The organism is Kutzneria sp. NPDC052558 (genome assembly GCF_044547355.1).
Taxonomy (GTDB): domain Bacteria; phylum Actinomycetota; class Actinomycetes; order Mycobacteriales; family Pseudonocardiaceae; genus Kutzneria.
The window spans coordinates 50,985-75,378 of sequence record NZ_JBIUAG010000035.1 but is presented as its reverse complement, the minus strand read 5'-3'; the positions used below and the strand labels follow the sequence as shown (position 1 = coordinate 75,378).

Sequence of the window (24,394 nt, the reverse complement as noted above, 5' to 3'; positions counted from 1 at the left end):
CAGCAGCATGAGGACGCTGACCACGATGCCGTTGACGTGGAAGAGCGGCAGGAATAGCAGGCACGGTCGGCTGGCTCGAGGTCCAAGGCGTGGCGTCCCATGTCCGCCATAGTCGATGTTGGCGTGGTCGAGCATCACGCCCTTCGGGAGGCCGGTCGTGCCGCTGGTTCCGGATTCTCGTGGAGGGCTCGTCGCGCCACGTGCTCCTCGCCGGCATCGCACAACCCCGCGACCCGCTTGCCGGCAAAGCTCCTGAGGTGCCGGCGCATCCCGTGGGCACCGCCGGTCGCCTGCACGACGATGGCTTCCCCGGCCAGGTCCCGCCCGTGCCGCGCCGCCAGCGTCTCGACGGCGATCTGGTCGCTCACTCCATCGACGACCACGGCGGTGTGCATGGGGCCACTGTTGACCACGAACCCGGCCGACGCCACCCGGTTTCATCTGTTCACCGCACCGCACCGGCACGCGCTGGGCCGGCCGGCGAGCAGCTTGATGCCGGGGACGAAATCCAGCACCCGGCCGAGCAGGCGCTCGACCTCGTAGTCGCGGAGTCCGGGCAGGTCGCTGAAGCTGATCTTGACCTGTTCGGTAATCCGGTCGCAGTTACGGCAGTACTTTTCCTGGTGCTCGCCCTGGTCGAGGTTGAACAGGCTGTTGATGATCTGGTTCGGCAGCTCCGGCAGCATCGACACCGTTTCTCCTATCTGCGCAACAGCTCTCGGACGCCCTTGCCGAAGAGTACGACGTACAAGATCATTCCGAGCATCGAGCTGAGGGCGAACGAGACGGCGAAGGCACGGCTCGGCGAGGCGAAGAAGTAGCCGTACAGCGCGATCGAGCTGGTCGCGGCCAGGAACAACGTGAGCAGTCCGACGAACCCGCTCTGCAGCCTGGTCGCCTGCACCGCGGACAGCACGCCGAGACCGCAGACGAAGCCGGCGACGATCGGCAGCCATGAGCCGTCGAAGTGGCTGTCCAGGCCGAATGCAGGCGGTCGCGAGCTGTCCGTCGTGGTCACGAAGTAGATCGCGAACACGACCAGGCCGCCGCCAACGCCCGCCCGTGCCGACAGCCGGCTCTGCTCCGTGGCCCGGGAGGCGACCACGAAGCCGGCGGCCAGCATCGTCAGCATGATGGCCGGCATCACGATGTAGACGACCAGCCAAAAACCCAGTTTGAAGATGTCCATCACTCACCCTCCAATCTTGACGTGCGCGAAGAAGAGGCCCCCGAGCACGAGCGATCCGCCAGGGCCGCACAGGCCACTGACCGCGGGCCGTGCGCCCGGCGCCGAGCTGTAGGAGATCCGCATGTTCGTCCGGCCGCGGCGGCGGACCGCGGCGACCTCGCCGCGTCCGGGCAGCGCCGGGTTGTCGAGGGTCGTCGTCGTGCCGGACAACGGGAACTTGGCCAGCACGGTGTCACCGTCGCCGCCCCGCACGACCAGTACGCCGCTTAGCACCTGGCCGCGTCGGCGCAACACGGCCGTGATCCCGGCCGCCATCGCCGCGAGTGCGAGCACGGCGACCGGAATGAACCACGGGGAGCCGACCGCGGTGGAGAACGTCTGCGGCGGTGACGCCGCCTCGAACTTTTCCGGGAGGCCGAGTCGGATGTCCGGCTGGAGCCCCGCCGTCCACGGTGACGAAAGGTCGCCGTGCACCGTGATCGCCGTGGTGGTGGATTCGGTGTGCTGATACGTCAGGCCGCTGGACGGTTGGTAGGCAACGGATCCCTTGAGCGTGACCTCTTGGCCTGGTGCCACCTGGACGGTGCTGGTGTCGAGCTTCGCCACAACGTCGCCGTCGCCCGCCGTCAAGGCGAGCCCGCTCACGGCGATTGGCACGTGCCTGGTCTTCGACTTCAGGGTGACCGAGACCTTTGCACCGGCGAATTTCCAGGAAGCGTTGAGTGACTTGCCGGTGTCCTCGGCGAGCAGCGTTCTCGCTTTCGCCAACTCCACTGTGGCCTTGGTTCGGGCCAGGTAGTCGTGCAGGTCCTGCACGTTCTCCGGATCCAGCACCACGGCGTCGGGGAAGACCGACTTGAGCAGCGCCGCACCTGAGGCATGATCACCCAACGGCACCGCGTACGCGGACACCGTCGACGCCGTGAACCGACTCGCCCGCTGGCGCAACGCGTCCCACGCCGGCCCGGTCGATTGCGGGTAGGGCGAGCCGGGCGGCGGTTCGTGTGCCCCGTCCGTCACCAGCACCACGTTCGCCACTGGTGCCGCGCTCGGCTGCTCCAGCGTATCCAGCGCGGTGCCGATCGCCTTGCCCAGGTCCGTTGCACCGGTGGGATTCGGCCCGGCCGGCAGCTTGCCGAGGATGGTCGCCGCTGGCTCGGCCGGCCCGAGATACACCGGAGTCACCGCGTCGTCGAATGTGTACACCGAGACGTGGTCGCCGGGCGACATCGCGTCGAACAGCCCGGTAAGCGAGTGCACCACGCTGCTGTACCGGCCGTCTGCCGCCATGGATCCCGAGGTGTCCACCAGCACCACGTAGTCCGCCGCGACCGCGTCGGCGCCGATCGAGTTCAGAATGTCCGCGCGCGACGGATCGGCCCAGGAGGTGATGGCGGATGAGGCCAGCAACAGCACCGCGACGCCGGCGACGCTCAGGCCGCGCATCATGCCCAGGCCGTTCACCGGGCACCGAGCCAGGTGTACCAGTTCCGGCGGTTGTCGATGTACGTGGCCATACGCGTGCTCACCTCGCTACCACAATGACCGTTCAGGATCGCGTCGCGGACCCGCGTCACGATCACCTGGGTCGTCTCGTTCCGGGCGAAGAGCTTCTCCAGCATTAAGTCCACTTCGGACTCGTGGTGCCGTCGAGCGAACTCGACTAGCGGCGGCACGACCTCGTCGGCGAGGTGGGTGTGCTGGGCGATCGCGGTGACGCTGCCGACGATCTCGTCGATCGTCGCGGAGCGGACAAGCTCGTCCAAGGTGGTCAGTTGGCGGTACCAGAGCAAGTCGGGCCGACCGATGAGCGCCCGGTGCCACTCCGGCGGCAGCGCGAACGCGCGGATCCGGCCGATCTCGCCGTTGTTCAGCATCGCGGCGAAGCGGTCGAGGATCCCGTGCTCAAGCCCGTGGACCGCAGCCGACAGCGCAGTCACCACGCGCAGGGTCGCCGGCTGGAAACAGTTCGCGAGATATTCGGCCAGCACCCGGCCCATTGCGGTGCGGTGGTCACCGTCCACACGTGACGCCGCTTGGCTGAGGGTCGTGCGATATTCCGGTGACGGCTCGTCATCCACCCGCAGGTGACGGGGCGCGTCGCCGGTCACGAGGGCCAGGAAGTCGATGTGTGCCTTGCTGATCTCTGTGAGCACGGGTCCCAGACCCGGTATCCCGAGCAGCACCCAGGCCAGCGCGATCGCGTCGGCCGTGTACCTGCCCAGGTAGTGTCGGTTGAGCACCGTCCAACAGACCTCGATCGCCTGATCCGCCGGCAGGGTTCGGACAGCGACCCGGAACAGGGTCGCGACCGCCGGGACACCCAGTGCGACGAGATCGTGGAGGTCACGATCGTCGATCCGGTCCGGCTTGCCCTTGGCGACTACGAGCACCGGACGGAGCCAGTGCCGCTCCTCCTTCTTCAGCAGCCGCAACAGGGTCGCGTGCGGGCCGAATCGGCCCGGCACCTTGGCACCGCCCGAGAGCATCTCCACCGTCGACAGGGCCACGTAGCGCTGGGCGGCCAGGATCGGTAGCAGCGCATCCTTGCCACGCCGGGCCGAGGACAGGTAGTCGATCACCAGCGCGACCAGTGGGGCACGCGCCGCGCTGTCCGCCGCGACCTCGGGTGGACCGAGCGCGGCGGACACGAAGGCGGCCGAGGACTTCGGGTTGCCTTTGGCCGAGGTACGACTCAGCTCGAGCCACCCGGGGTTGATGGCCTCCCCCCGGTCCGCATGTTCGCGGAACAGCTTTCCGACCGCGTCGCTTGCGTCGAGACGCCATTGGCGAGCCAGGACTTTCCGAGCATGTGACCGCTCGCCTTCTGGCGCGGCGATGGTCTTGCGAGCCAGATCCCTGAGCAGCTCGGGTCGAACGTCCTGCCGGTCCGGCCGCTCGTCCAGCACACGCTCCACCCGAGCGGTGGTGGCGGTGCCGCGGCGTACCTCGTCGAGGACGATCGTTGGCAGTCGCAGCTCGTCCAGCTGTGCCAGGGATATCTCTTCGACACCGGCCAGTGGCGCCGTCGAGCGGAGCAGGTGCTGGACGATATCCACAGTGGAGTTCTCCCGGTGGGCATGCGTCAGCGCGCGGAAGTAGTCCCGTGCCCTGGCGGTCCGGAGATCGGGCTGGACGACGTCGTTGGACGTGATCGAGACTTGGTCCGGCCGGCCGTCGTCGGAGAACGACAGCTGAGCGTGGTGGCTGGCGTGGTAGGGGGCCCAGGTGGATGCGTGCAGGCAGTTCCGAGCCCCGTACGGAAGCAGTGCCAGCACCGCGTCGAAGTAGGCGATCCGCTGGTGCAGCGACGCGTTCCCGTTCACGATGGCCACCAACCGGGCGTCCACCAGGTACGCCGCGATGGCGGCGAAAAACCCGAATCCCACCTGGTCGATGTTTCCGGCGATCGTGGTCCAATCGGAGACGGGCAGAACGAGATCGACCCGATGCCGGTCCGCCTTCTCCGGTCCTGCGTCGACTCTCGGCCAGCCCAGCGAGGCCACGCCCTCGTACAGCGCGGTGTAGCTCGTCGGCTCCTCGGCGATCGCCGGCCAACTCGCCCAGACGGTACGGGTCGGGGTGATGTGGTGGCCGGTGCCGTCCAGTTCGTCCGACCAGTTCACGGATACGACCGCGCGTCCGGCGAACGTCACCCACGGCAACTGGTCAGGGCGGCCCTGACGCTCGCCGTCGGGCGTGGTGATCTGGCCGAGGCCGATCAGGTGACGAGCGAATTCGGTGTCGCTAGCGGCGCTGTCGACCTCGTACCCCATCATCCGGCCCGGAGTCTTGGTCGACACGGACCAGGACGCGACGATCGGACGCCCTTGGACGGCAAGCCTCACCGCGTCTCCAATCGGCGTTGGATTCGCTGTGCGAGTGAGATGATGGGTTCGAGCGTGTTGATCGGATTCGGCGCGGAGCGGAGCTTGGGGACGCCGTCGGTGGTGTCCACGTTGGTGAGATCGTCGAAGTCGAATCCGCGCTTTGGGTCGACGTGGAAACCGATGGACGAGGTCGCGAAATAGCGGATCCTGTCCTTCTGGAAGTATTTCTTCAGCGAGTTGAGTACTAAGCGGGACCGGTCGTCGACGCAGATGCTTGCCAGGAAGTCCGCCGCGATCTCGGGCGGCACCCTGGGAATCGCGCCCTCGTTCTCCTGGTACACGACGCCCGCCTGCATGGCGGCTTTGAGCACGCCGGGGTCGTCGAACTTGGTCACGCAGACGGAGACGTCCTGCGGCAGGAGGCCCCGTTCGAGCATGCCCTCGTCGCGCATCCGGGCCGAGAGATGCTCCAGTGTCGAGAAGAAGAACTTGAAGCTGGTGACGTCCTCCTGCGAGTTGCCGATGGGGTCGAAGAGGTAGACGATCCCGTGGGCGTGCATGAGGTGGCGCATCATCGAGTCGAAGTGCTCCCGGAGCGCCTTGTCCCCGTATGTCTCGCCGGCGGCGTCCTGCAGGTGGACCTCGAAGTCCATGTCGGGGTCACCGGATCCGTTCGCGGTCATGCGTTCGATGAGACGCGCGAACCAGTTGCCGGCGCGGGACTCGCGGTTGCCGTGGAAGTTCCACGCCAGCTCGTTCACGCCCAGCGTCGGTGGCGGGAACTCCAACTTGTCGACCAGCTGGTTCACCTTGTCGATGATGAATTCCTGCGACGCCCGGTTGCGCCCGGACACGACCCAGTCGTAGCCCCCGACCGCGTCGAGCGCGGCGACCCGGAGCGCGGCGAGGTAGGTTGTCTTCCCTGACCGCGGTGATCCCCAGAGGCCGATGCGGATCTGTTTCGGATCGATGACGACGTCCGGTTCGATGTACGCAGCGAAGCCGTTGTCGGAATGTGGCAGTTCGGCATGGTGTTGCTGGCCGAAGGTCGGCGGCTGGGTCCAGATGTCCCTGAGGTGACCACTCTGGGCGCCATCGGAAGCAGCGTCATCGCGATGGGGATCGACGGTTTCCGACATCGACCGTCCTCCGTTCCTGAGCGCATTTTGGGGCGCGCGACATCGCATTCACCACCCCGTTCGGGATGGCAGGCACGGAGCCGGCTGAATTCCGTCTCGGTCGTGTCGCCGGTGCTCGGTGACAACTCACGTCCAGCATCGAGGCTTGACTTCGCTGCGTTACCCGGACTCGGGAAGTAGCGCCGTTCGGGTGACGTGCCGAGAGTAGTGAATGCTTAAAGCGTCATTCGACGCGCATCTCGGCGGGACGCTGGCGCTCCGCAGGGCCGGCCAGGACAGCGCGGTCACCAGGAAGACCAGCACCAGCGCGGTGGCGGTGAAGACGCCGATCACTGACCAGTCCTCCTGCAACGTGGTGCCGGTCAGCCGGATGACCAGCGCGCCGACACCTATGCCGGTGCCGACGGCGACGAGCACGGCCAGCATCACCGGCGTCGCCCACCGGGGCAGACATGACGCCGGCAGCAGCAGTTGCGTGCTGCGGCACGCCACGCACTGGGCGCGCCGAGGATGCAGCGCCACCACGGCACCGTCGAGCAGCCGGATCCGCCGCGCCCGTGCCCACGACCAGGGCCGCAACCGGCCGGCACACCGCGGACACGCGAGCCCGCCGGCCGCCAGGTCGACCTCGGCCTGGTCGACATCGAGCGCCATGATCACCGGGGCGGTCTTTCTGCACGGACGGGGAGCCTTGTCCACCACAGTGGTGCCGGCCAAGGGATCAACTTGTGTTGCACCATCCCAGGCGCACCACCGTCCACACGCGACATTCGCACCCGACCTGGCTGCTGTCGCCGTGGACATGACGCTAAGCGCGGACCACTCGGTCCACATCGGTTCTGCTCGTTCGTGCTCACTGCCGCCGTGCAGGAACCGGTCGACATCCCGGTCGATCGTCCTCACGGTAGGCGCCGCTGATCACCTCGCAGGTCCTCATGCAGAACACCGCTCAACACCCGCCGGTGTCAGGCGCATCCTCCCGGATCGCGGTCCGCTCGCCGCCGACCGGGTCCATGTGCTCCTGCGCGTTGGCTCCTGCGCCGGCTCGTCCCGCAACTACTCCTTTCGTGTCGATGCCTAGCATCACGGCCCGTTGAGATCATTGCGTCATTCCGGCGACGACTCTCCCCGTTATGTCGGTATCCAGGTACGTTGGGACCCATGGCGGACCCGCACCTCACCCTGCCGGAACGATCCGCGCTGCTCGCGCTGATGACCCTGATCCGCGAGGCGTCGAATGCCAACCTCGCCGACGAACTGGGCATCAAGATCAAGAAAGAGGAGCGGGAACACCTGGTCGAATTGGGCTACATCAAGGCGTGGCAGACCGGTCGATACCGGGCATGGGTACACGAACTGACGGACGAGGGTTGGCGGCGCTGCGGCGACGAACTGGGCAGCCCCACCCCGAAGGGTGCGCCCAAAGCTACCCGGCTGCAATACGCGCTGACCCGCCGGTTCGCCGCTTTCATGGCACGATCCGACCTGCGTATCGCGGACATCTTCGTCCTCGACGACGAGTCGAGCGCCCCGGCCGTTGATATCACTGACCGAATCCGCGCCGCGTACACCGAATTGGCTACCGCCCCCGGTGCCGGGGTCAGCCTGACTCGGCTGCGGCGCGCCTTCGCCGACGTGGCGCGTTCCGATCTGGACGCCGCCCTTCTGCAGCTAGCCTTGGAACCGAAAGTGCGGCTCAATCCCGAGTTCAACCAGAAAACGCTGACCCCGGCCGACCGGGCTGCCGCGCTGCGCACCGGCGGAGAGGACGTGCACCTGTTGTCGATCGAACAGTCATGAAGGAGATCGAGCGCGCCGCACTGACGGAACTGGCCAAGACCAACTGGGCACCCACTAGGGAAAGCGTGTGGACGGAGCCTGCGGCGCACGTCGACGGTCTCAACGATCGGGCGTTACGGACGGTCATGACTGGCTTCGCCGACGCCAAGGCCAGTGACGCGGAAAGCCCGATCGGCGTGGTCGTCACCGGGCGGCCCGGTTCGGGCAAGACCCATCTCGTTGCCACCGTGCGGAAGCGAATCAGCGCGGCGGGCGGCTACTTTTTCGCCCTCGAACTACGGCACGAACGATCTTTCTGGCAGAAGGTCGTGCTTGACGTGCTCGGCGGTCTGCTCCAGCTCGGCAGTGACGGTTTGGAACAGGGCGTCATCCTGCGGCGAGAACTGTCCCGGAAACTCAATTTGCCTGAACCCTTGCATCGGCAACTCGTGGGACTGGACAAACCAACCCGGTCCGGACTTGATGACATGGTAGAGGCGCTGGACCAGGTTGATCGGCGGCTCGCATTCGAATGCGGGCACACCCTGCGAGCCTTGGCGTTGCTGGCAAGCGATTCGGTGACGATCCGGGAGGTCGGCATAGCCTACCTGTCGTCGGAAAGCGAATCGGTTGTTGGCGAACGAGCCGAATGGGGCCTTCGTGTCGAACCTAGGACATCGCACGAAATGGTCGGCGAACTGTTCAAGTTGATCGCGCTCACCGGGCCAAGTGTGATCGCGCTGGATCAAATCGATACACTGATAAAACAGTCGGAACGAGGAACCGACAGCGTCATATCCGAAGCCGCGTCCTACAATGTGTCGGACTCGATAGGATTGCCTAGGCGGCGGCTGTTCGAGGATGTCGGCAGCGGGCTCATGGAGCTGCGCGAAGCCACCCGCCGGTCACTGGTTCTGGTCGCCTGTATGGATTTGGTCTGGCAGGGCATCCGGGATTATGCGCCGGGCTCTGTCGAGCAACGGTTCCGCCGTGCCGAGCAGTTGGACACCATCCCGACGGCGGCAGTTGGGCAGGCGCTCATCGAAAGACGGTTCGCGCTCAAATTCAAAAAGGTCGGCTTCGTTCCGCCCTATCCGAGTTGGCCAGTACGGTGGGAGGCGTTCGCCGACGCGGTCCGGTTCACCGCTCGCGGCCTCATTCGCCAGGTCGACACCCACATCCAGGTGTGCCTGGACGCGAATGAGGTCACCGAACTGAGCAGCTTCTCCGAGTCGAGCCGCGTCGACGCAGCCGCGCCGCGCCCGGGGCCTGCAATGGTTCCGGTCGATCATGGCGCGCTCATCGAAATAGACCGGCAGTTGGCCGCCCTGGTGAACGATGCCGGCGTGATTGCGGAGATCGCTAAGGCGTTCGACCCGTACCAGGAGGATCAGCGCATACCGGACCTCTTGTGCCGCGCCTTGGATCGGTGGGTCGCCGAACAAGGCGAAGAATGTATCCAGTATGAGGTGCCGACGGAGACGATGGCCGCCGGCAATCCGGCCCTGCACGCCGAACTGCAACGGATCGTAGACGAGGGCACCGAGGACAAGATTTATTGGTCGTTTCGGGCGATCGCGTGGACGGACGCGAGAGCGGTGATCAACCGGATTGACCGAGTCCTGAATACCACCGGCTTGGACCCGGCGGCGCCGAAACGTAAGGTCTACCTACTGCGCACCGGTGATTGGTCGAACGGCGGTAAGACCCGACAGAAGGTCCAGGAATTCGAGGCGGCAGGCGGGGTTGTGGTCCGGCTGCCGAGGGAGACATTGGAGATCGGCCTCCGCACGTTCGCGGCATTGGAGCGACTGGCCGCGACCCAGCCACCGGCCGAGTTCAACGCATGGTTGCTCAGCCGCCGTCCGGCCAGCCACACCGCGTTGCTGCGCGCGGTGTTCGGCGATCCACCAGACGATGTGGAGCCGCCACACCCCGAACCCGAACCGACTCCCGGGCCGCAGTTGTCCGACATGTCCTGGCCGATGGCCGATCCGGACACGACCAACCTATTATCCGTGGCTGCACCGGTGACCGTGGACCCGGTGACGCTGCACGTAGGCGACCGGATGGACACCGGCACGGCGGTGACGATCGCGTTGGAATCGTTGCGGAAGCATACGGCGATCTTCGCCGGGTCCGGGTCGGGCAAGACAGTGTTGATCCGCCGTTTGGTCGAAGAATGCGCGCTGCGGGGCGTGTCCGCGATCGTGCTCGACCCCAACAACGACCTGGCCAGGCTGGGCGACTCATGGCCGCAGCCACCGGACGCCTGGAGACCCGAGGACGCGGCCCGCGCCGACGACTACCTTCGCAACACCGACGTGGTGGTCTGGACGCCCCGCCGGGAAACGGGCCGGCCGTTGACGTTCCGTCCGTTGCCTGACTTCGCCGCGGTCGCGGACGACCCAGACGAGTTCCGCCAGGCTATCGAGACGGCCGTCGCCGCGCTCGCACCGCGTGCCCGTGCCGACGGCGCAACCGCGAAGGCCGAGCGATCCCGCGCCGTTCTCAACCAGGCGTTGCAGTACTTCGCGCACAGGACCGGCGGAGGGCTGAGCCATTTCCTGGATCTGCTCAGTGACCTGCCCGATGGCGTCACGCCACTGGCCAAGGCAGACGAAATGGCCGCGGACATGGCGCAGACCCTGCGCGCTGCCATGATCAACGATCCGTTGTTCGGAGGTGTTGGCGAGCCGGTGGACCCAGGCGTGCTGCTCACTCCGGCTGCCGGGAAACGCGCCCGGATCTCGGTGATCAGCCTGATCGGCCTGCCCGCCGAGGAACAACGGCAGAGCTTCGTCAACCAACTCCAGATGGCCCTGTTCGCCTGGATCAAGCGGCATCCCGCCGGTGACCGGCCACTCGGCGGCCTGCTGGTCATGGACGAGGCGCAGACCATCGCCCCGTCCGGTTCGCTCACCGCAAGCACGTACAGCACCCTCGCATTGGCCTCGCAGGCCCGCAAGTACGGGCTCGGCCTGGTGTTCGCCACGCAGGCGCCGCGCGGTATCCACAACCGGATTTCAGGTAACGCTGCCACTCAGTTCTTCGGCTTCCTCAACAGTCCGCCGCAGATCGCTGCGGCCAAGGAAATGGCAGCCGCGAAATCCAGTTCGGTGCCGGACATCTCCCGGCTGGGCGCCGGCCAGTTCTACGCCGTCGCCGAGAGTTTGGCATTCCAGAAGATCTGCACCCCGATCTGCCTGAGCTACCACCCGTCGAGCCCGCTGACCGTCGAAGAAGTCATCGCCCGCGCTCGGCAGAGCTGATGCCCGTGCAAGGAGTGGACCCGCCGTGGAGAAGGTGATCGAGAGCCTGGTCAAGGGCTTCCAAGCCGACCAGGACCTGACCGAACTACCGGAGTCCGAGGCGTTCGAGGCGTTCGCCGCCTATTGCGTGCTCAGTTCGTACTACAACGATTCCTTCAACCCGGACGCGTACCGTACCGGCGGCGGCAACGATCTCGGCATCGACGCGTACGCGGTCCTGATCGACGGGGACCTGTATCGGGACCCGACGGAAGTGCGGGCGGCGATGAACCGCAGGCGACCGCAGGTGCAGTTTGTGATCATCCAGGCCAAGACCAGTGGCAAGTTCGAGACCAAGGTGATCTCGGATCTCGCGGATAATCTTGGTCACCTGTGTGGGTCCGGCGAAATCCCGTACGACATATCAGCCGACGTGGCCAGCCTGCGTGACTGCCTGGACGTCGTGTTCGAGAACTCGGCCCGGCTGGCCGGCCAACTACCGCAACTGCACGTCCGTTATGTGACCACCGGCGATCAGATCTCGGATATGGTCAATCGCAAGGCGCGGTCGGCCGAGAAGCATTTGGCCAAGCTCAACCGATTCGATACAACCGACGTGCGCTGCGTGAACTGGCGGGAGCTGCGCATGCTGTACCAGCAGGCGACCAGCACAATCCGGGTCACCCTGCCGGTGCCGAAACAGTTCGCCGTGCCGGCGGCCCCCGGCGTTGAACAGTCTTTCGTGGGACTGATCGCCGCGCCGGAGTTGGTCCGCACGATATTGGAAGACGGATCGGGAAAGCTGCGGGAGAACCTGTTCGAGAGCAACGTACGCGCCTTCCAGGGCTACAACAGGGTCAACAGCGGTATTCGGGACACCCTGCGGGATTCGGTCAAGCGGCAGCGGTTCGCCGTGATGAACAATGGTATCACCATTGTGACCCGGAAACTGGACCGAGTCGGTGACGATTTCGTGTTGGATGATTTTCAGATCGTGAATGGCTGTCAGACCTGTCACGTGTTGTTCCATGAGCGTGATCAGCTCACCGACCAGGTTTTCGTCAGCGTCCACATCGTTCACTCGGTGGACGAGGACGTGATCCAGGGCATCGTGGCTGCAACCAACCAGCAGACACCGGTCAGCGACGAGGACCTGGCCGCACGGGAGGACTTCCACAAGGAACTGGAGGACTTCTTCACCCTCGGCTGGGACAAGCCACACCAACTGTTCTATGAACGTCGCGCGAAACAGTACAGCGAACGCAAGGATGTGGAGAAGACCCGGGTCATCAGCCGTGCCCAACTCAGCCGCGCGTACCTGGCGATGTTCCTGAACGAACCGTCCCGGGTAGGTCACTACCAGGAACTGGTCAAGGCGCGCGGCACTGAACTGTTCGTCACCGGCCAGTCGCCGATCCTGTACTACACGGCCGCGGCAACCTGGTACCGATTGGAGTGGCTGATCCGGAACCAGCGCATCAATCGCGGTTACCGACCCGCCCAATATCACCTGATGGCGATGATTCGACAGAAACTGGTCGGCTCGGTGAAACTACCGCCCAATAATAAAGCGGCACAGAAAGAGTGCGACCGAATTCTGAAGATAATCTGGAATGCGGAGGCCGCGGAAAAGCTTGTCGTCCGCGAACTGCTACCGGTGATCCAGCGGGCCATCGACGCTGAACGGTCCGCCGGGGTGCCGTTGGGGGAGGCGGTGCGCAACGAGCGGTTCGCCGACCTGGTCCGTCAGGAGCTCACCGACAGCACCGGTCGCTAAGGGCGCAGTGCGGCCAGCATGAGGCACCGGTGCGCCTTCTAACCGGGTTTCGGCGTGTTCAGCGCTGTTAGCGACCGTGGCGCGGCGTATGCCCTGTTGGAGAACAACCTCGGGCTCGCGCCCAGCATCTCGATCGGCACGCGGTGCGCCTACAGCGGTCGCTGCGCAAGGGCAGCGGCCTGGTCGCCGCAATCGGCCTGCTCGGCACAGTGGATGGCCGCCCACCACGACGTACCCGCAGGTCAACGAGACGAGGCTCCGATCAGACCGGATCCTGGCCCAAGTCACGTAGTCACCGACCCGGCGTTGATCACGAGCGGCGAGTAACCCAGACGAGTTATCTGCCAATGCGGGTCGATGCTGTGGTGCCGCTGATGATGGGCAGTGTGAGTGATGATTCTCGGGTCGAGCGCCGTCGGCGGGACCACGTGGTCGACCAGATTGAAACCGTGCCGATGACTGCCGAGCAGTACGAGCAGGCGGTTAGTGCGTTGGCCATCTTGATCGTCGAATGGGAGGCGAGTCGCCGCCGGGACAACAGCATGACACCCGGCATGGCATCCAGTCATTCCGACGGTGATTGACCAGCCGTCACCATGTCGGCGTTTCGGTCGCTGGATCGTTCGGCTCGGACGATCGAGACGAGCATCCGTGAGCGCGCGGCGCCGATGCGCAGGTTCTTGCGGAGGGTCTCGGCTGAGATGGGTCGCTGGTGGGTGGCCCAGTGGCGGGTGTCTTCGCGCCGGGCGCGGTTAATCAGATCGCCGTCGGACGCGATGGCCGCCGGTCGGCTGGTGGTGTCGCTGTCAGGTCCTTCGCTCTGCCCGGCCGCGACGGTGTTCATGCTGGTGAGGCCGGTATCAGCATCGGTGCGGCTGGATTTTGCGTGGACTATTTCCTTCGGTTGGTGGCTGATGGTGCTGATGGCCTGAAGCAGTCCGGGACCGACTTCAGCCCAGCCGATCAGTAGGAGTGGGCCGACGGCGTCGAACGCGGCCTTGCCGTAGGCGCCAGTGACCAGTGGGTCGGCGATGTTCAAGGCGAGGGTGGTGAGGCTGGCGAAGATGAGCAGTCGCCGGGCTGGCTGAAGCTGTTCGGGGGTGGCGCCGTGGAGGGCGAGGTGCCGGGTGCCGAGCAGGAGGCCGAGGATGGACAGGTCGACTGCGGGCGCGACGAGTGGCGCGACCCAGATGGGGACGTCGAGTCGGAGTGCGAGGTTGAGGACGTTGCCGAAGCCGAAGAGGAAGGTGAGGCCGACGACGGTGCCCATGATGACGGTGACGGCCTGCACGACTGGTGCCTGATCCGTGCTTGATCGAGTCGGCGTGATCGGAGTGGGTGCGGCCATCAGGCGCCGTCCCCGGTCTGGTCGGCCCGTGTCGTGATGCCGCGCTCGGCGAGCCGGCGTTGGACGGTCCGCTGGGTGGTGTCGAGGTGTTCGGCGATCTGGGCTGTGGACCAGCCGTTCTCGTGGAGGCGGACGGCTTGGTCGACTTGCTCGGCGGTGAGGCCGGTGCGGCGCATGGGGATGTTGTGTCGTTGGAGTATCCGGCTGACGGTTTTGCGGTCGATGCCGAACTGGTCGCTCAGTTCGTAGACGGTGGTGCCGGCCTGGTAGTCAGCGATTACTTGTTTGGCCTGGTGGTGGCCGGGTTGATGGTCGCTGTCAGCTGTGCCGACGTAGCGACGGTTGGGCGGCTTGATGCTGATCTCAGGGCCTTCGGCCAGCACCAGGGTGTTCGGGTTGTGCCACGTTAGGCCACTCTTGGACGGCTCGTGCTCGCGGAGAGCGCGAGCCGTTCGTCGTTTCGGGATCCTTGTGGGGCTCGCGCCCCACACCCCAAGGCAGGGCGGGCTTCGCCCCCCTGCACCCCCGGCCGGGCTCCGGCTTCGCTGCGCTCGCCGTCGCCCGGGGCTTCGCTGCGCTCGCCATTGGGGGTCGGGCTTCGCTGCGCTCGCCCTGGGGGTGGGTCGGCTTCGCTGCGCTCGCCCTGGGGGTGGGTCGGCTTCGCTGCGCTCGCCTGGTTGGGGTGGGGGCTTCGCTGCGCTTGCCCCGGTGCGGCTTTGGGGGTGGCTCTTGCTGCTTGTGCCTGGGGCGGGACGGGCCGCTTGCTCCGTGTTGCTCGGCCTTCGGCCTTTGCTCCTCGGCTTCTGGCTTTCGGCTCTCGGCCTTCGGCCATTGCTCTGGGTTGCTTGGCCTTTCGTGGGTTTTGCTTGGCGCGTATGCCTTTGCGGGGGGCTAGGTCCAGGTCCAGATGGTGGAGGGGCGGCCGGTGGGGCGGGCGCGGGCGCGGTCTTGGGTGCGGGTGAGGGAGGGGATGTTGGCCATGAGGCGGTTGAGGTTGGCGGCGTTGGGGGGCTCGCCGCGGAGGGAGGTGGTGGCGGAGACGGCGCGGGAGGCGGAGAAGGAGTCGCCGAGGAGGGCGCGGGTAAAGGGGAGATCGGACCAGAGCTTGGCGGCGAGGAGGGGGCGGCAGTCGGCGACGATGCGGTTGTGGTCGAAGGCGAGGGCGGGGGCCGCGTCCAGGGGGAACCAGTGGGTGGAGGGGGAGCCGGAAGTGATCACGGCCCACATGGCGATGGAGAGCGTCGGCCCACGGGGATCGCGGTTGGGCTCGTCGAAAGTGATGAGCTGACCGACGGCGCGGATGGCGGATGCGGGCAAGTCGAGTTTGGTGGTGACGGCGCGGTGGGCGTCGTCGGCGAGGCGAGCGCCGCGGGCGAGGAGGACGCCGGGCAGGGCGAGTCGGCCGAGGAAAGGGTCGGCGGAGCGCTGGGTGATGCCGAGCTGGATGGTCTCGTCCTCGGGCCAGAAGCGAAGGGCCAGCACGTCGAGCGAAACGGCCGACTGGGGCGGGATCGGGGAGTCGGTCTCGGGCGGCACGAAGAACTATCCTGCCGCACCGGCCACGGTGACGGGAACGCGGTCGGCGCGCGAGGGGCCGGAGGCGGTGAGCGCGACGGGTGTGTGGAGCAGGCTGGCGATGGTGTGGGTGGGATCTGGAGGGAGGTCCTCCAGGACGGGGCGGGCCGAGGTGAGCAGGTGGGTGAGGTGCTGTTGGTACGTGAGGTCCTGCCACGGGCCGCAGTGCAGGGCGTTGGTGACGCCGTTCGCGGTGAGGTAGGCGACGGCGGTCTGCACGCCGGGGTGTTGGTCGAGGTGAGTGAGGGAGAGACCGTCGATGCCGTGGCAGGCCTCGATGGAGTAGCGCAGCAGGATGGGATCGAAATGGCCGACGCGGAAAGCGCCCTGGTACTCGCCGGTGGTGTTGTGGCGTTCGGGCAGGGCGAGAGCGGGGTCTTCGGTCGGGAAGGGCCCGGCACCGTGGCGGGTGAGGTAGGTGCGGGTGACGCCGAGAACATACGGGCGGTGGCCGAGGCCCGCGATCATGGCACGGGCGTGGCGAGGCTCCACGGTGGACCAAGTGGTGTGAGGGTGCAGGCCACGCCACTCGTCGAGCAGAACACCTTGTGCGCCTTCGAAAACCAGGCGGCCACGGGCGGCGAAGCGGGCGAGCGCGGTCGAGTCCACGATACGGACGGCGGCGGCGAACTCGCGGTAGAGGGCGACGAGGTCGGTGATCGAGTCGAAGCGGTCGCCGATCAAAGGGGCGAAGTGCTGGGCCAACTGGTCGAGAAGACGGGTCAGCAGCAGGGGATCACGGCAGTCGGCGACGGTGGGGGCGCGGTGGTCGAGGGCGTAGGCGGCGGTCTCGCCGACGCCAAGGCCGCACGAGCCGTGGCGGGCGGCGCCCCGGGCGTCCTCCCGCGCCCGGTTCGCCGCCACATGGAGGGGAGTCGTGAGCAAGGCGTCGCCGGAGATGTGCAGCAGCGACAGGGGATCGGCGACGCCGAGCCGGGCCAGCGCCTCGGACTCCCGGGCCAGGGCGATCGGCTCGACCAGCATGTGACGCGACAGAAGCGTTGGCACGCCGGAGAAAGTGCCGGAGCCGAACTGGGCGAACCGGTGGTGCCGGCCGTCGGCGACGACGTTGTGCGCGGCCTGCGCACCGCCGTTGAACCGCACCACGGCGCTCACGGAATGGTTGGCGCACAACCAGTCCACGGTCGCACCCTTGCCGGCGTCGCCGAACCCGAGGTCGACGACGATCACGTGCTGATCCCCGAGCAGCATGCTCAGCCCCGCGTCGCCAGGGCCCGGCGAACGGCGGCGGCCTCCGCGTGCGAACCGACATCGCGCAGATCGGCCAGCCCGCCGCCGACGTCGATCCGGCCCTCCCCGACCCCGATCACCAGGGCGATCAGCTCGCACACCGCGGCCGGGTCCGCCAGCCGCAAAAACCGCTCGCCGAGCAGCGACGCCCAGTGCGCGGCGATCTCCGGGTCGTCGTAGTAGCTCGACTGCCGGGGCAGCACGTAGAAGACGTTCCACCGCAAGGCGAGTTCGCGATACACCGACGGCACCGAGATGTCGTCGCGGACCCGGTCGCCGATGACCTCCCGGATGTGCCGCGAGGCCAGCCGCGGCTTGTTGAGCTCGTCGCCGATCAGGAACAGGTAGCCCTTCTTGCCGCGCTTGTCCCACGCGTCGGTCGCCACGTGCCGGACCACAAAGTACGCAGCCAGCTCATAGCTCTCCGACTTCTGCCCGCCACCGCCTCCCTCCAGCAGGATCTGCCGCAGCTGCTCGTCCATCCGGTTGTCCGACTCGAACTGGCCGACCTGCAACGGCGCCCGGTCGCTGTCGGCGTCGCCGATGCCGCCGAACATGATCTGGGGGTCGTCGGCGTATCCCTTGCTGCGCAACAGACCGTGCAGTCGGCCGAGCTTGCCCTGCATGATCCGCGGCACCGTGCCCATCGACCCGGTGACGTCGAACAGCACGGCGATCGGCAGCGAGTTGGCGTGCTCGGCGCTGTCCCGGCTCTCCCGGAACGCGTCCCGCGGATCGAGCGCCGGATGCGCCCGCCACGTCGAGTAGTCCTGATCGCGCAGGTCAGCCGTATAGCCGAAGTCGTCCAGTCCCCGGCTGGCGCGGAACGTCCGCGCCGCGTGGAAGGCGTTGTCGTCCCAGTGGCCGTACCCCATCGTTGTCTCCCCTCCGGCAGTCGGATCGGCGCCCCTCGTCGTCGACCCACTTTTAGTCTAGATGACTAAAACGAGGCCGGCAAGAGGGTGTGGGCGGTGGGGCGTTGCCCGACGGTCAGGTCACATCCGTGGCGAAGCGGGTGTCGACGGCGGCCAGCTGCTGCGCGGTGAAGGCCAGGGCGGCCTGGCGCAGCGGGGCGCCGGTGGCGCGGGCCAGGGCGAAGACGGTGGTGAGAATGCGGCGCATCTCGCCGCGGATCTGGTCGGTGGCCTGGGCGACCGAGGCGTCGACGTCGCCGAAGAGGGTCCACCACCACCAGGCATTGGTGGCGGAGTTGGCGACGAAGTCGGGGACCACGTGCACGCCGCGGCCGGTGAGCAGGGACTCGGCGGCGGGCAGCACGGGCAGGTTGGCCGCCTCGACGATGAGCGAAGCCGTGATCTCGTGCTGGTTGGCCGGGGTGATGCAGTAGGAGACAGCCGCCGGCACGAGGACGTCGGTGTCGACGGCGAGCCAGGAGCCCAGCGGGAGTTGGCGGTCGGCCGGCCGTAGGGCGGAGCGGGCGATCTCGCCGAAAGCGTTGCGGGAGCGGAGAAGCAGCTCGACATCGAGGCCGGCGGGATTGGCGATGACGCCGAGCGAGTCGGCGACGGCGACGATGCGCAGGCCGGCCCGGGCCAGATAGCGGGCGGTGGAGCCGCCCATGGAGCCGAAACCTTGGACCACGGCGCGGGTTCCCTCGACGGGACGGCCGAGCTCGGCCAGCGAGGTCAACACGGCCTCGGCGACGCCGATGCCGCCGGAGAGGTCGCCGAGGCTGACGCCGTCGACGTCCAGGGCGAAGGCGCGGCGCAGGCGGGAGGTGGCGGCGGCCTTGTCCGGCAGCAGCGGGTAGACGGCCTGGATGGAGCTCTCCAGGCCGATCTCGGTGATCACCTCGTCGATGAGTTTCTGTTGCAGGCCAAGGTCTTCGCCGGTGGTCCAGTGACGTTCGAGCAACGCCCGGACGCCCCGGAGATAGCGGGTGAGGATACCTCGCATACGGGGATCGTGCGGGTCGCAGTCGATGCCGCCCTTGGCCCCGCCGAGCGGGACGTAACGGTTGTTCGGCCGGTAGTACAGGGCTTCCTTGCGGGTCATGCCGGCGGCCAGGCCGCGCACCTCGTCGAGGGTGCAGCCGGCCCGCATCCGCAGCCCGCCGGAGCAGACGCCACGCACCAGCCGGTCGATGACCAGATAGCCCTGGCGTTCGGTGACCGGATCGGTCCACGTCACTTCCAGCAGCGCGGCCACCGTCACCTCCCCGTACTGAACTGCAATTCAGTATGGGAGCGGTTCCGATGAGGTGTCAAGAAAAGGTTTGCTACGCGTTGGCCAACAGTTCGGCGTCCAGTGAGAGTTCGCTGGCCACCTGGTGGATCAGCCACGAACGGAGCTCTCGCCGGGGCAGCCGGTTGTGGTGAACCACGGTGCGCACGGCGAGACCGTCCAAGAAGGACGTGAGGCGGACGGCGGTGGCCGAGGGGTCGGCGGTGCGGAACACGCCGGCGGCCACTCCGTCGTCGATCACGGCCGCGATGGCGTCGGTCCATCGCCGCTGGAGATCGGCCAGCACCTTGGCCAGGGTTCGGTCGCGGACGGCCGCGGCCCAGGCGTCGATCCAGATCGTCCAGCCGCGGGCCGGACCGGTGGGGGAGTACCAGTCCAGCGCGGCCAGCAGGCGGGCGGCGGGCGAGCCGGGGCCGGCCACGATGGAGTCCAAAGTGGACAGATCTCGGGCGCAGGCGTGCACCAGGGCCGCGGACAGCAGCCGCTCCTTGGTGCCGAAGTGGTAGATGATCAAGGCGGGGCTGACGCCGCTGGCCTCGGCCACATCGGCGACCCGCACGGCGGCCATGCCCAGCGCGCGGATCTGGGTGAGCGTCTCGTCGAGCACCTCGGCCCGCCGCGCCGCCGCGGTCTTCCTCGGCATGGCCCGCACTATTCCACCAGGGGACGCGTTCCGGCGGTCGGCGGTGTTGACATTCCCCCGTGCGGATCACTGTGGTCGTGGCGCTGGCGGTAGTGGCGTTGGCATCGATCGGGCTGGACATCGCGGTCTAGACAAACGCCAGGAAATGCCCTTTCCCTGCGCCTTGGTCCAGTATCGGGCCTTCGTGGCCCACGGTGGGCGGGGTGGGGGCGGCAGAAGGCCCGCGCAAGTGAGCAACGCATCACCGTGGGTGGGCGTCATCTGGTTGGGTTACCCATTTCCGATGAACCGACCATGGGGGATCAGTGCGGACAACTGTCCTCGCCTGCGTGTGCGCGGCTGCCCTGCTCACGGCCGCCTGCTCAGCCGGCGGGCCCGCGCCGGAGACGCCGGGCCTCGTCGCCCGCGACACGACGATGACCACGGTGAAGCCGGCCCACCAGGACCTGAGCAACCAGGTGAGCCTCACCGGCAAGGTGGCGCTGGACCCGGTGTTCGGGGTGCCGGCCCCGGCCGACGGCCAGGTGCGCTACCTGGACGTGAAGCAGCCCGACGCCACGCCGGCGACGGCGACCCCGGTGGCCAACGTGTGGGCCAACGGCAAGGCGACGCGGGTGGACGTGCCGGCGGGTTCGACGTTCAGCGGCCGGCTGGTGGATGACAAGTCGACGGTGACCGCGGGCATGCCGGTGGCGTCGGCGAAGTACGCGGGCTACGGCATCGTGGCCGACCTCGACGGCTCGCAGGCCTACCGCATCGCGAGCGCCCCGGGCACGGTGCAGGCGCAGATCAAGGACGGCCCCGGCCCGTTCCAGTGCACGGTGCTGGGCACTATCGCCGCCCTGCCGGCCGGCACGCCGGCCCCGCCGTCGCCGACGACCGCGGCCCAGCCGCCGAAGGAACAGCAGCCGTCCAACATCCCGGCCCCGCCCGGCCCGTCGACCCAGCAGCAGCAGTCGGACCCGACCGGCCTGCGGCTGGTCTGCACGCCGCCGGCCGGCGTGAAGATGATCAACGGCGTGACCGCGACGCTTCAGGTGGTCACGGCCATCGCCCAGAACGTGCTGACGCTGCCGGTGGAAGCGGTCGCCGGCAGCCAGGGCAGCGGCAAGGTGGACGTGGTGGTGGACGGCCGCCGCCAGACCAAGGACGTCACCCTCGGCCTCACCGACGGCAAGGTCGTGGAGATCAAGACCGGCCTGACCGGCGACGAGACGGTCGCGGTGCCGGGCCCGAACCTGCCGCAGCCCCAGCAGCAGGCCGGCGGTCCGACCCGATGACCGAACCGCTGATCCGGCTGACCGGCGTGACCAAGACGCTGACCGGCCAGGAAGAGCCGCGCGCCATTCTCAACGGCGTCGACCTGACGCTCCACAGTGGACAGAGCATCGCCGTGCTCGGCCGCTCCGGCTCCGGCAAGAGCACGCTGCTGTCCCTGATGGGCCTGTTCGACCGGCCGGACGGTGGACAGTATCTGTTACGGGACACCGACATCACCCGGATCTCCGAACGCAGGGCGGCCGCGTTGCGCAGCCGCGAGTTCGGCTTCGTGTTCCAGCGGTTCTTCCTGCTCAAGCACCTGACCGCGGCCCAGAACGTGGCGATGGCGCTGGTCAACGGCCAGGGCTGGCTGCCGCGCCGCAGGCGCCGGGCCAAGGTGATGGCGGCGCTGGAGCAGGTCGGCATCGCCCATCTGGCCAAGCACCGCCCGGCCCGGCTGTCCGGCGGCGAGCAGCAGCGGGTGGCCATCGCCCGGGCCCTGGTGCGGGATCCGAAGATCCTGCTGGCCGACGAGCCGACCGGCGCGTTGGACACCGAGACCGGGGCCCTGGTGGTGGAGGTGCTGCGATCGGCCACGGATCGGGGCTGCGGCCTGGTTCTCGTGACCCACGACCGTGATCACGCCGCCCGCATGGGCAGCGTGCTGCACCTGTCCGACGGCGTGCTCGGGGCGGTGACCGCGTGATCCGGCTGTCCGGCAAGCTGCGCTCGGCCCTGATCATCGGCATGCAGGGCATCCGGTCCCGCAAGCTGCGCACGCTGCTGTCCATGGTGAGCCTGTTCCTCGGTGTGCTGGCGGTCGTGGCCGTGCAGGCCGGCTCGCAGGTCGCCGAGCAGGCGGCGCTGGGCAACATCGAGCTGATCGAAGGCGTCGACGGCACGCAGCAGATGTACCTGCCGCAGAACGACAAGGCTCCGGCGGTCGTGCTGGATGCCTTGCAGGGACGGCAACACGCGGTCGCGGTCGGCGGCGCGCACGCGGTCATCGGCGAACCGAACGTCACGCCGATCAACAAGGGCGGCGGCCCGATCGACGAGCTGTTCAGCGGCGGCTACTACTGTTCGGGCTACGGCCCCTGCGGGCCCGACCAGGACGTCGCCCAAGGCCCGCCGGGCAAGGCGATCGAACTCGGCCTGAACTCGATGACCGGCGACGTCCGCCAGTTCCAGCCCTACCGCCTCCAGTCCGGGCAGTGGCTGGACTTCGACGGGCCGCCCTCGCTCGCGCCGCGCATCGTGCTCAACACCAAGGCAGCCGAGGCGTTCCAGCGCTACCAGATCCCGGCGCGGATGCACATCACCGGCGCGGCCAACGATCCGACGCCGCAGGTCATCGGCGTGGTCGACGACGGCGGCTACTCGCCCGCCGCCTACGTCCGCTACGACGAGCTGGCCAACTGGCTGCCCGTCGACGGCAACGCCCAGCTGCGCATCCTGATGTCGCCGACCGAGACGGCGTTGCAGCAGACGCTCAAGGCCCGGCTGGCCGCGGTCGGCGTGCCGGCTGACCAGCTCCAGGTGCGGACGATCAACTCCAAGGAGCACGTCGCCGAGCAGTTGGCCCTGATGCGGTGGGTCTTCCTCGGCATGGCGGGGCTGGTGCTGCTGATCGGCGTGGCCGGCATCCTCAACGTCGGCCTGGCCACGGTGGGCGAGCGCGTGGAGGAGTTCGCGCTGCGCCGGGCACTGGGCACACCGAGGCTGCTGCTGGCCGGCATCGTGCTCGCGGAGACGTTGCTGACCGGCCTGTTCACCTCGGCGCTGGCGATCGGCGTGGGGGTGCTGGGTCTGCGGGCCGCCGGCGTGGTTTTCGGCAGCAGCTCACGGTTGTCGTTCCTGCACGATCTGGCTTTCCCATGGCAGGCCGGGGTTGCTGGCGTGGCCGCGGGCCTGATCGCCGGCCTGCTCGGCGGTTTTGTGCCGGCGCTGCGGGCGGCGCGCATCCCGATCGCCACGGTCATGCGCGCCTGACAGAATCGGGCCATGGACGACGAGAGGGATCGGGACGCGGCCGGTCGGGCCCGCAACGCGCGTCCGCGCGACGGGCTCGGCCGGCCGATGGCGCACGGCGCCTCCGGCGTCGAACGCCAGCCGGAAGGCATCGTCCGCACCCCGCCGCAAACGCTTGCCGAGGCCCAGGACCTGCTCGACCGCGGCCGTCCGTTCCACGCCCACGAGGTGCTGGAGGACGCGTGGAAGTCCGCGGACGAACCGCATCGCCAGCTGTGGCGGGGCATGGCCCAGCTGGCCGTCGGCCTCACCCACGCCGCCCGCGGCAACCGCACCGGGGCGATGTCCCTGCTGCGCCGGGGAGCCGGCAACATCGAGCCGTACCGCGGGGAGAGGCCGTACGGAATCGACATCGCCGGCTTGGTCGGCTGGGCCCACGAGGTCGCCGACGGTGGCGGCGTCGACTCCGCCCCGCCTCGACTTTTGTCATGAAGGGCCCCTTACTGACGTTGAACGTCATGATGGGGCCCTTCATGACGTTCAACGAGAGGATCGGTCCCTTGATCTTGAGGGGTGCGAGGAACCGGTTCCTGGGGGCGGGAACCGGCCCCTCGCCGGGGTGATGGTCCGGATGGTGACCACCGCATGATCGCCGGCTCAGTCCGCGGCGTTACGGGCTCGCCAGCGGTCCAGCACGATCGGGATCTCGACCCGGAGAAACTCGAAGAACTCCACCGACTCGCGTAGCCGGGCGCCGGCTCTCGTGTCCGCGCCGACGGCGGAGACGCCGTCGGTCAGGGCCTCGGACCACAGCGAGAGCAGCCGCTCGCGGTCCATGGCCGACTCGTACCAGCTGCCGTCGCGGACGCGGTAGTGGTCCCGCTTGGAGCCGGGTTCGCGCTCCCGCACGATCAGGTGCACCTGCGTGAGGTAGCGCACGGCCCCGGAGACGGCGGCGGGGCTGACCGAGAGCAGCTCGGCCAGTTCGCCGGCGGTGAGTTGACCTTCCTCGGACGCGAGCAGGCCGACGAACACCCTGGCCGGCATGCGGGGCACGCCGCCTTCGGACAGCATCAGGGCGAACCGCTCGATGAACTTCGACACGGCCTCGTCGTCACGCTCGGTCACTCGACCATCCTCTCACCCGCTTGGGTTCACTGTCTTCACGAAGTTGTG

At 67.8% G+C, this 24,394-nt stretch carries 23 protein-coding genes and 1 pseudogene; 8 read left to right on the top strand and 16 right to left on the bottom strand.

Annotated features, from left to right (window positions below):
- Window positions 1-30: 30 nt before the first annotated feature.
- The 8 genes and pseudogenes from ACIG5F_RS40585 to ACIG5F_RS40550 form a co-directional block, all read right to left on the bottom strand.
- Window positions 31-135: pseudogene (locus ACIG5F_RS40585) on the bottom strand (hypothetical protein); the annotation flags it as partial.
- On the bottom strand, window positions 135-395 hold the full coding sequence (locus ACIG5F_RS40580; RefSeq protein WP_396525438.1) for a hypothetical protein: 261 nt from the start codon (window positions 393-395) through the stop codon (window positions 135-137). The gene ACIG5F_RS40580 and the pseudogene ACIG5F_RS40585, both read right to left, overlap by 1 nt.
- A 42-nt stretch (window positions 396-437) precedes the next feature.
- A complete protein-coding gene (locus ACIG5F_RS40575) occupies window positions 438-692 on the bottom strand; it encodes a hypothetical protein (RefSeq protein ID WP_396525437.1) in 255 nt (84 codons plus the stop codon).
- An 8-nt stretch (window positions 693-700) separates the two neighbouring features.
- Window positions 701-1,189 carry a hypothetical protein gene (locus ACIG5F_RS40570; RefSeq protein WP_396525436.1) on the bottom strand — a complete coding sequence of 163 codons (489 nt, stop codon included), beginning with the start codon at window positions 1,187-1,189 and terminating at the stop codon, window positions 701-703.
- 3 nt (window positions 1,190-1,192) lie between these two features.
- Window positions 1,193-2,653, bottom strand: coding sequence for a VWA domain-containing protein (locus tag ACIG5F_RS40565; protein WP_396525435.1), 1,461 nt, complete (start codon window positions 2,651-2,653; stop codon window positions 1,193-1,195).
- On the bottom strand, window positions 2,650-4,695 hold the full coding sequence (locus ACIG5F_RS40560) for a hypothetical protein (protein WP_396525434.1): 2,046 nt from the start codon (window positions 4,693-4,695) through the stop codon (window positions 2,650-2,652). Before ACIG5F_RS40560 ends, ACIG5F_RS40565 begins: the two co-directional genes overlap by 4 nt.
- Window positions 4,696-5,033: 338 nt before the next feature.
- Window positions 5,034-6,158 (bottom strand): hypothetical protein, encoded by a 1,125-nt coding sequence (locus ACIG5F_RS40555; RefSeq protein WP_396525433.1) that lies wholly within the window; start codon window positions 6,156-6,158, stop codon window positions 5,034-5,036.
- Window positions 6,159-6,317: 159 nt separating this feature from the next.
- Window positions 6,318-6,875 carry a hypothetical protein gene (locus ACIG5F_RS40550; RefSeq protein ID WP_396525432.1) on the bottom strand — a complete coding sequence of 186 codons (558 nt, stop codon included), beginning with the start codon at window positions 6,873-6,875 and terminating at the stop codon, window positions 6,318-6,320.
- 444 nt (window positions 6,876-7,319) lie between these two features.
- On the opposite strand from ACIG5F_RS40550, the gene ACIG5F_RS40545 reads away from it, so the two are divergent.
- From ACIG5F_RS40545 to ACIG5F_RS40530, 4 genes are all read left to right on the top strand, one after another.
- A complete protein-coding gene (locus ACIG5F_RS40545; protein WP_396525431.1) occupies window positions 7,320-7,958 on the top strand; it encodes a hypothetical protein in 639 nt (212 codons plus the stop codon).
- Window positions 7,955-11,209: a helicase HerA domain-containing protein gene (locus ACIG5F_RS40540; protein WP_396525430.1), complete on the top strand. Its 3,255-nt coding sequence runs from the start codon at window positions 7,955-7,957 to the stop codon at window positions 11,207-11,209. The genes ACIG5F_RS40545 and ACIG5F_RS40540 overlap by 4 nt, the downstream gene beginning before the upstream one ends.
- A 25-nt stretch (window positions 11,210-11,234) precedes the next feature.
- Window positions 11,235-12,965, top strand: coding sequence for an AIPR family protein (locus ACIG5F_RS40535; RefSeq protein WP_396525429.1), 1,731 nt, complete (start codon window positions 11,235-11,237; stop codon window positions 12,963-12,965).
- Between the two features lie 347 nt (window positions 12,966-13,312).
- Window positions 13,313-13,549: a hypothetical protein gene (locus ACIG5F_RS40530; RefSeq protein WP_396525428.1), complete on the top strand. Its 237-nt coding sequence runs from the start codon at window positions 13,313-13,315 to the stop codon at window positions 13,547-13,549.
- Here ACIG5F_RS40530 and ACIG5F_RS40525 read toward each other — a convergent pair.
- The 7 genes from ACIG5F_RS40525 to ACIG5F_RS40495 form a co-directional block, all read right to left on the bottom strand.
- A complete protein-coding gene (locus tag ACIG5F_RS40525) occupies window positions 13,531-14,256 on the bottom strand; it encodes a hypothetical protein (RefSeq protein WP_396525427.1) in 726 nt (241 codons plus the stop codon). The genes ACIG5F_RS40530 and ACIG5F_RS40525 overlap by 19 nt on opposite strands.
- Before the next feature lie 56 nt (window positions 14,257-14,312).
- A complete protein-coding gene (locus tag ACIG5F_RS40520; RefSeq protein WP_396525426.1) occupies window positions 14,313-14,696 on the bottom strand; it encodes a helix-turn-helix domain-containing protein in 384 nt (127 codons plus the stop codon).
- A gap of 508 nt (window positions 14,697-15,204) precedes the next feature.
- A complete protein-coding gene (locus tag ACIG5F_RS40515; protein ID WP_396525425.1) occupies window positions 15,205-15,849 on the bottom strand; it encodes an NUDIX hydrolase in 645 nt (214 codons plus the stop codon).
- Window positions 15,850-15,855: 6 nt separating this feature from the next.
- Window positions 15,856-17,100: an adenylosuccinate synthetase gene (locus ACIG5F_RS40510; protein WP_396525424.1), complete on the bottom strand. Its 1,245-nt coding sequence runs from the start codon at window positions 17,098-17,100 to the stop codon at window positions 15,856-15,858.
- A gap of 2 nt (window positions 17,101-17,102) precedes the next feature.
- Window positions 17,103-18,014, bottom strand: a complete 912-nt coding sequence (locus ACIG5F_RS40505; protein ID WP_396525423.1) for a hypothetical protein — start codon at window positions 18,012-18,014, stop codon at window positions 17,103-17,105.
- Window positions 18,015-18,129: 115 nt separating this feature from the next.
- Entirely contained in the window at window positions 18,130-19,308 is a 1,179-nt protein-coding gene (locus ACIG5F_RS40500; protein WP_396525422.1) for a Glu/Leu/Phe/Val dehydrogenase dimerization domain-containing protein, read from the bottom strand.
- A gap of 70 nt (window positions 19,309-19,378) precedes the next feature.
- Window positions 19,379-19,987 carry a TetR/AcrR family transcriptional regulator gene (locus tag ACIG5F_RS40495; protein WP_396525420.1) on the bottom strand — a complete coding sequence of 203 codons (609 nt, stop codon included), beginning with the start codon at window positions 19,985-19,987 and terminating at the stop codon, window positions 19,379-19,381.
- Between the two features lie 305 nt (window positions 19,988-20,292).
- On the opposite strand from ACIG5F_RS40495, the gene ACIG5F_RS40490 reads away from it, so the two are divergent.
- The 4 genes from ACIG5F_RS40490 to ACIG5F_RS40475 are packed head-to-tail and all read left to right on the top strand — an operon-like array spanning window position 20,293 to window position 23,710.
- Entirely contained in the window at window positions 20,293-21,267 is a 975-nt protein-coding gene (locus ACIG5F_RS40490; protein ID WP_396525418.1) for an efflux RND transporter periplasmic adaptor subunit, read from the top strand.
- Window positions 21,264-21,953 carry an ABC transporter ATP-binding protein gene (locus ACIG5F_RS40485; RefSeq protein ID WP_396525417.1) on the top strand — a complete coding sequence of 230 codons (690 nt, stop codon included), beginning with the start codon at window positions 21,264-21,266 and terminating at the stop codon, window positions 21,951-21,953. Before ACIG5F_RS40490 ends, ACIG5F_RS40485 begins: the two co-directional genes overlap by 4 nt.
- Complete coding sequence (locus ACIG5F_RS40480) at window positions 21,950-23,239, top strand: ABC transporter permease (RefSeq protein ID WP_396525415.1); 1,290 nt, start codon at window positions 21,950-21,952, stop codon at window positions 23,237-23,239. Before ACIG5F_RS40485 ends, ACIG5F_RS40480 begins: the two co-directional genes overlap by 4 nt.
- Before the next feature lie 12 nt (window positions 23,240-23,251).
- Window positions 23,252-23,710 carry a DUF309 domain-containing protein gene (locus tag ACIG5F_RS40475; protein ID WP_396525413.1) on the top strand — a complete coding sequence of 153 codons (459 nt, stop codon included), beginning with the start codon at window positions 23,252-23,254 and terminating at the stop codon, window positions 23,708-23,710.
- A gap of 165 nt (window positions 23,711-23,875) precedes the next feature.
- On the opposite strand, the gene ACIG5F_RS40470 is transcribed toward ACIG5F_RS40475, so the two are convergent.
- On the bottom strand, window positions 23,876-24,346 hold the full coding sequence (locus tag ACIG5F_RS40470) for a GbsR/MarR family transcriptional regulator (protein ID WP_396525412.1): 471 nt from the start codon (window positions 24,344-24,346) through the stop codon (window positions 23,876-23,878).
- Between the last annotated feature and the right edge of the window lie 48 nt (window positions 24,347-24,394).

Excerpts from the sequence above, each read along its gene's own strand:
- ACIG5F_RS40580 (WP_396525438.1), bottom strand. The coding sequence starts at position 395 with ATGCACACCGCCGTGGTCGTCGATGGAGTGAGCGACCAGATCGCCGTC.
- ACIG5F_RS40475 (WP_396525413.1), top strand. The coding sequence starts at position 23,252 with ATGGACGACGAGAGGGATCGGGACGCGGCCGGTCGGGCCCGCAACGCG.
- ACIG5F_RS40530 (WP_396525428.1), top strand. The coding sequence starts at position 13,313 with ATGCGGGTCGATGCTGTGGTGCCGCTGATGATGGGCAGTGTGAGTGAT.
- ACIG5F_RS40510 (WP_396525424.1), bottom strand. The coding sequence starts at position 17,100 with ATGCTGCTCGGGGATCAGCACGTGATCGTCGTCGACCTCGGGTTCGGC.
- ACIG5F_RS40485 (WP_396525417.1), top strand. The coding sequence starts at position 21,264 with ATGACCGAACCGCTGATCCGGCTGACCGGCGTGACCAAGACGCTGACC.
- ACIG5F_RS40570 (WP_396525436.1), bottom strand. The coding sequence starts at position 1,189 with ATGGACATCTTCAAACTGGGTTTTTGGCTGGTCGTCTACATCGTGATG.
- ACIG5F_RS40545 (WP_396525431.1), top strand. The coding sequence starts at position 7,320 with ATGGCGGACCCGCACCTCACCCTGCCGGAACGATCCGCGCTGCTCGCG.
- ACIG5F_RS40555 (WP_396525433.1), bottom strand. The coding sequence starts at position 6,158 with ATGTCGGAAACCGTCGATCCCCATCGCGATGACGCTGCTTCCGATGGC.
- ACIG5F_RS40540 (WP_396525430.1), top strand. The coding sequence starts at position 7,955 with ATGAAGGAGATCGAGCGCGCCGCACTGACGGAACTGGCCAAGACCAAC.
- ACIG5F_RS40505 (WP_396525423.1), bottom strand. The coding sequence starts at position 18,014 with ATGGGGTACGGCCACTGGGACGACAACGCCTTCCACGCGGCGCGGACG.
- ACIG5F_RS40495 (WP_396525420.1), bottom strand. The coding sequence starts at position 19,987 with ATGCCGAGGAAGACCGCGGCGGCGCGGCGGGCCGAGGTGCTCGACGAG.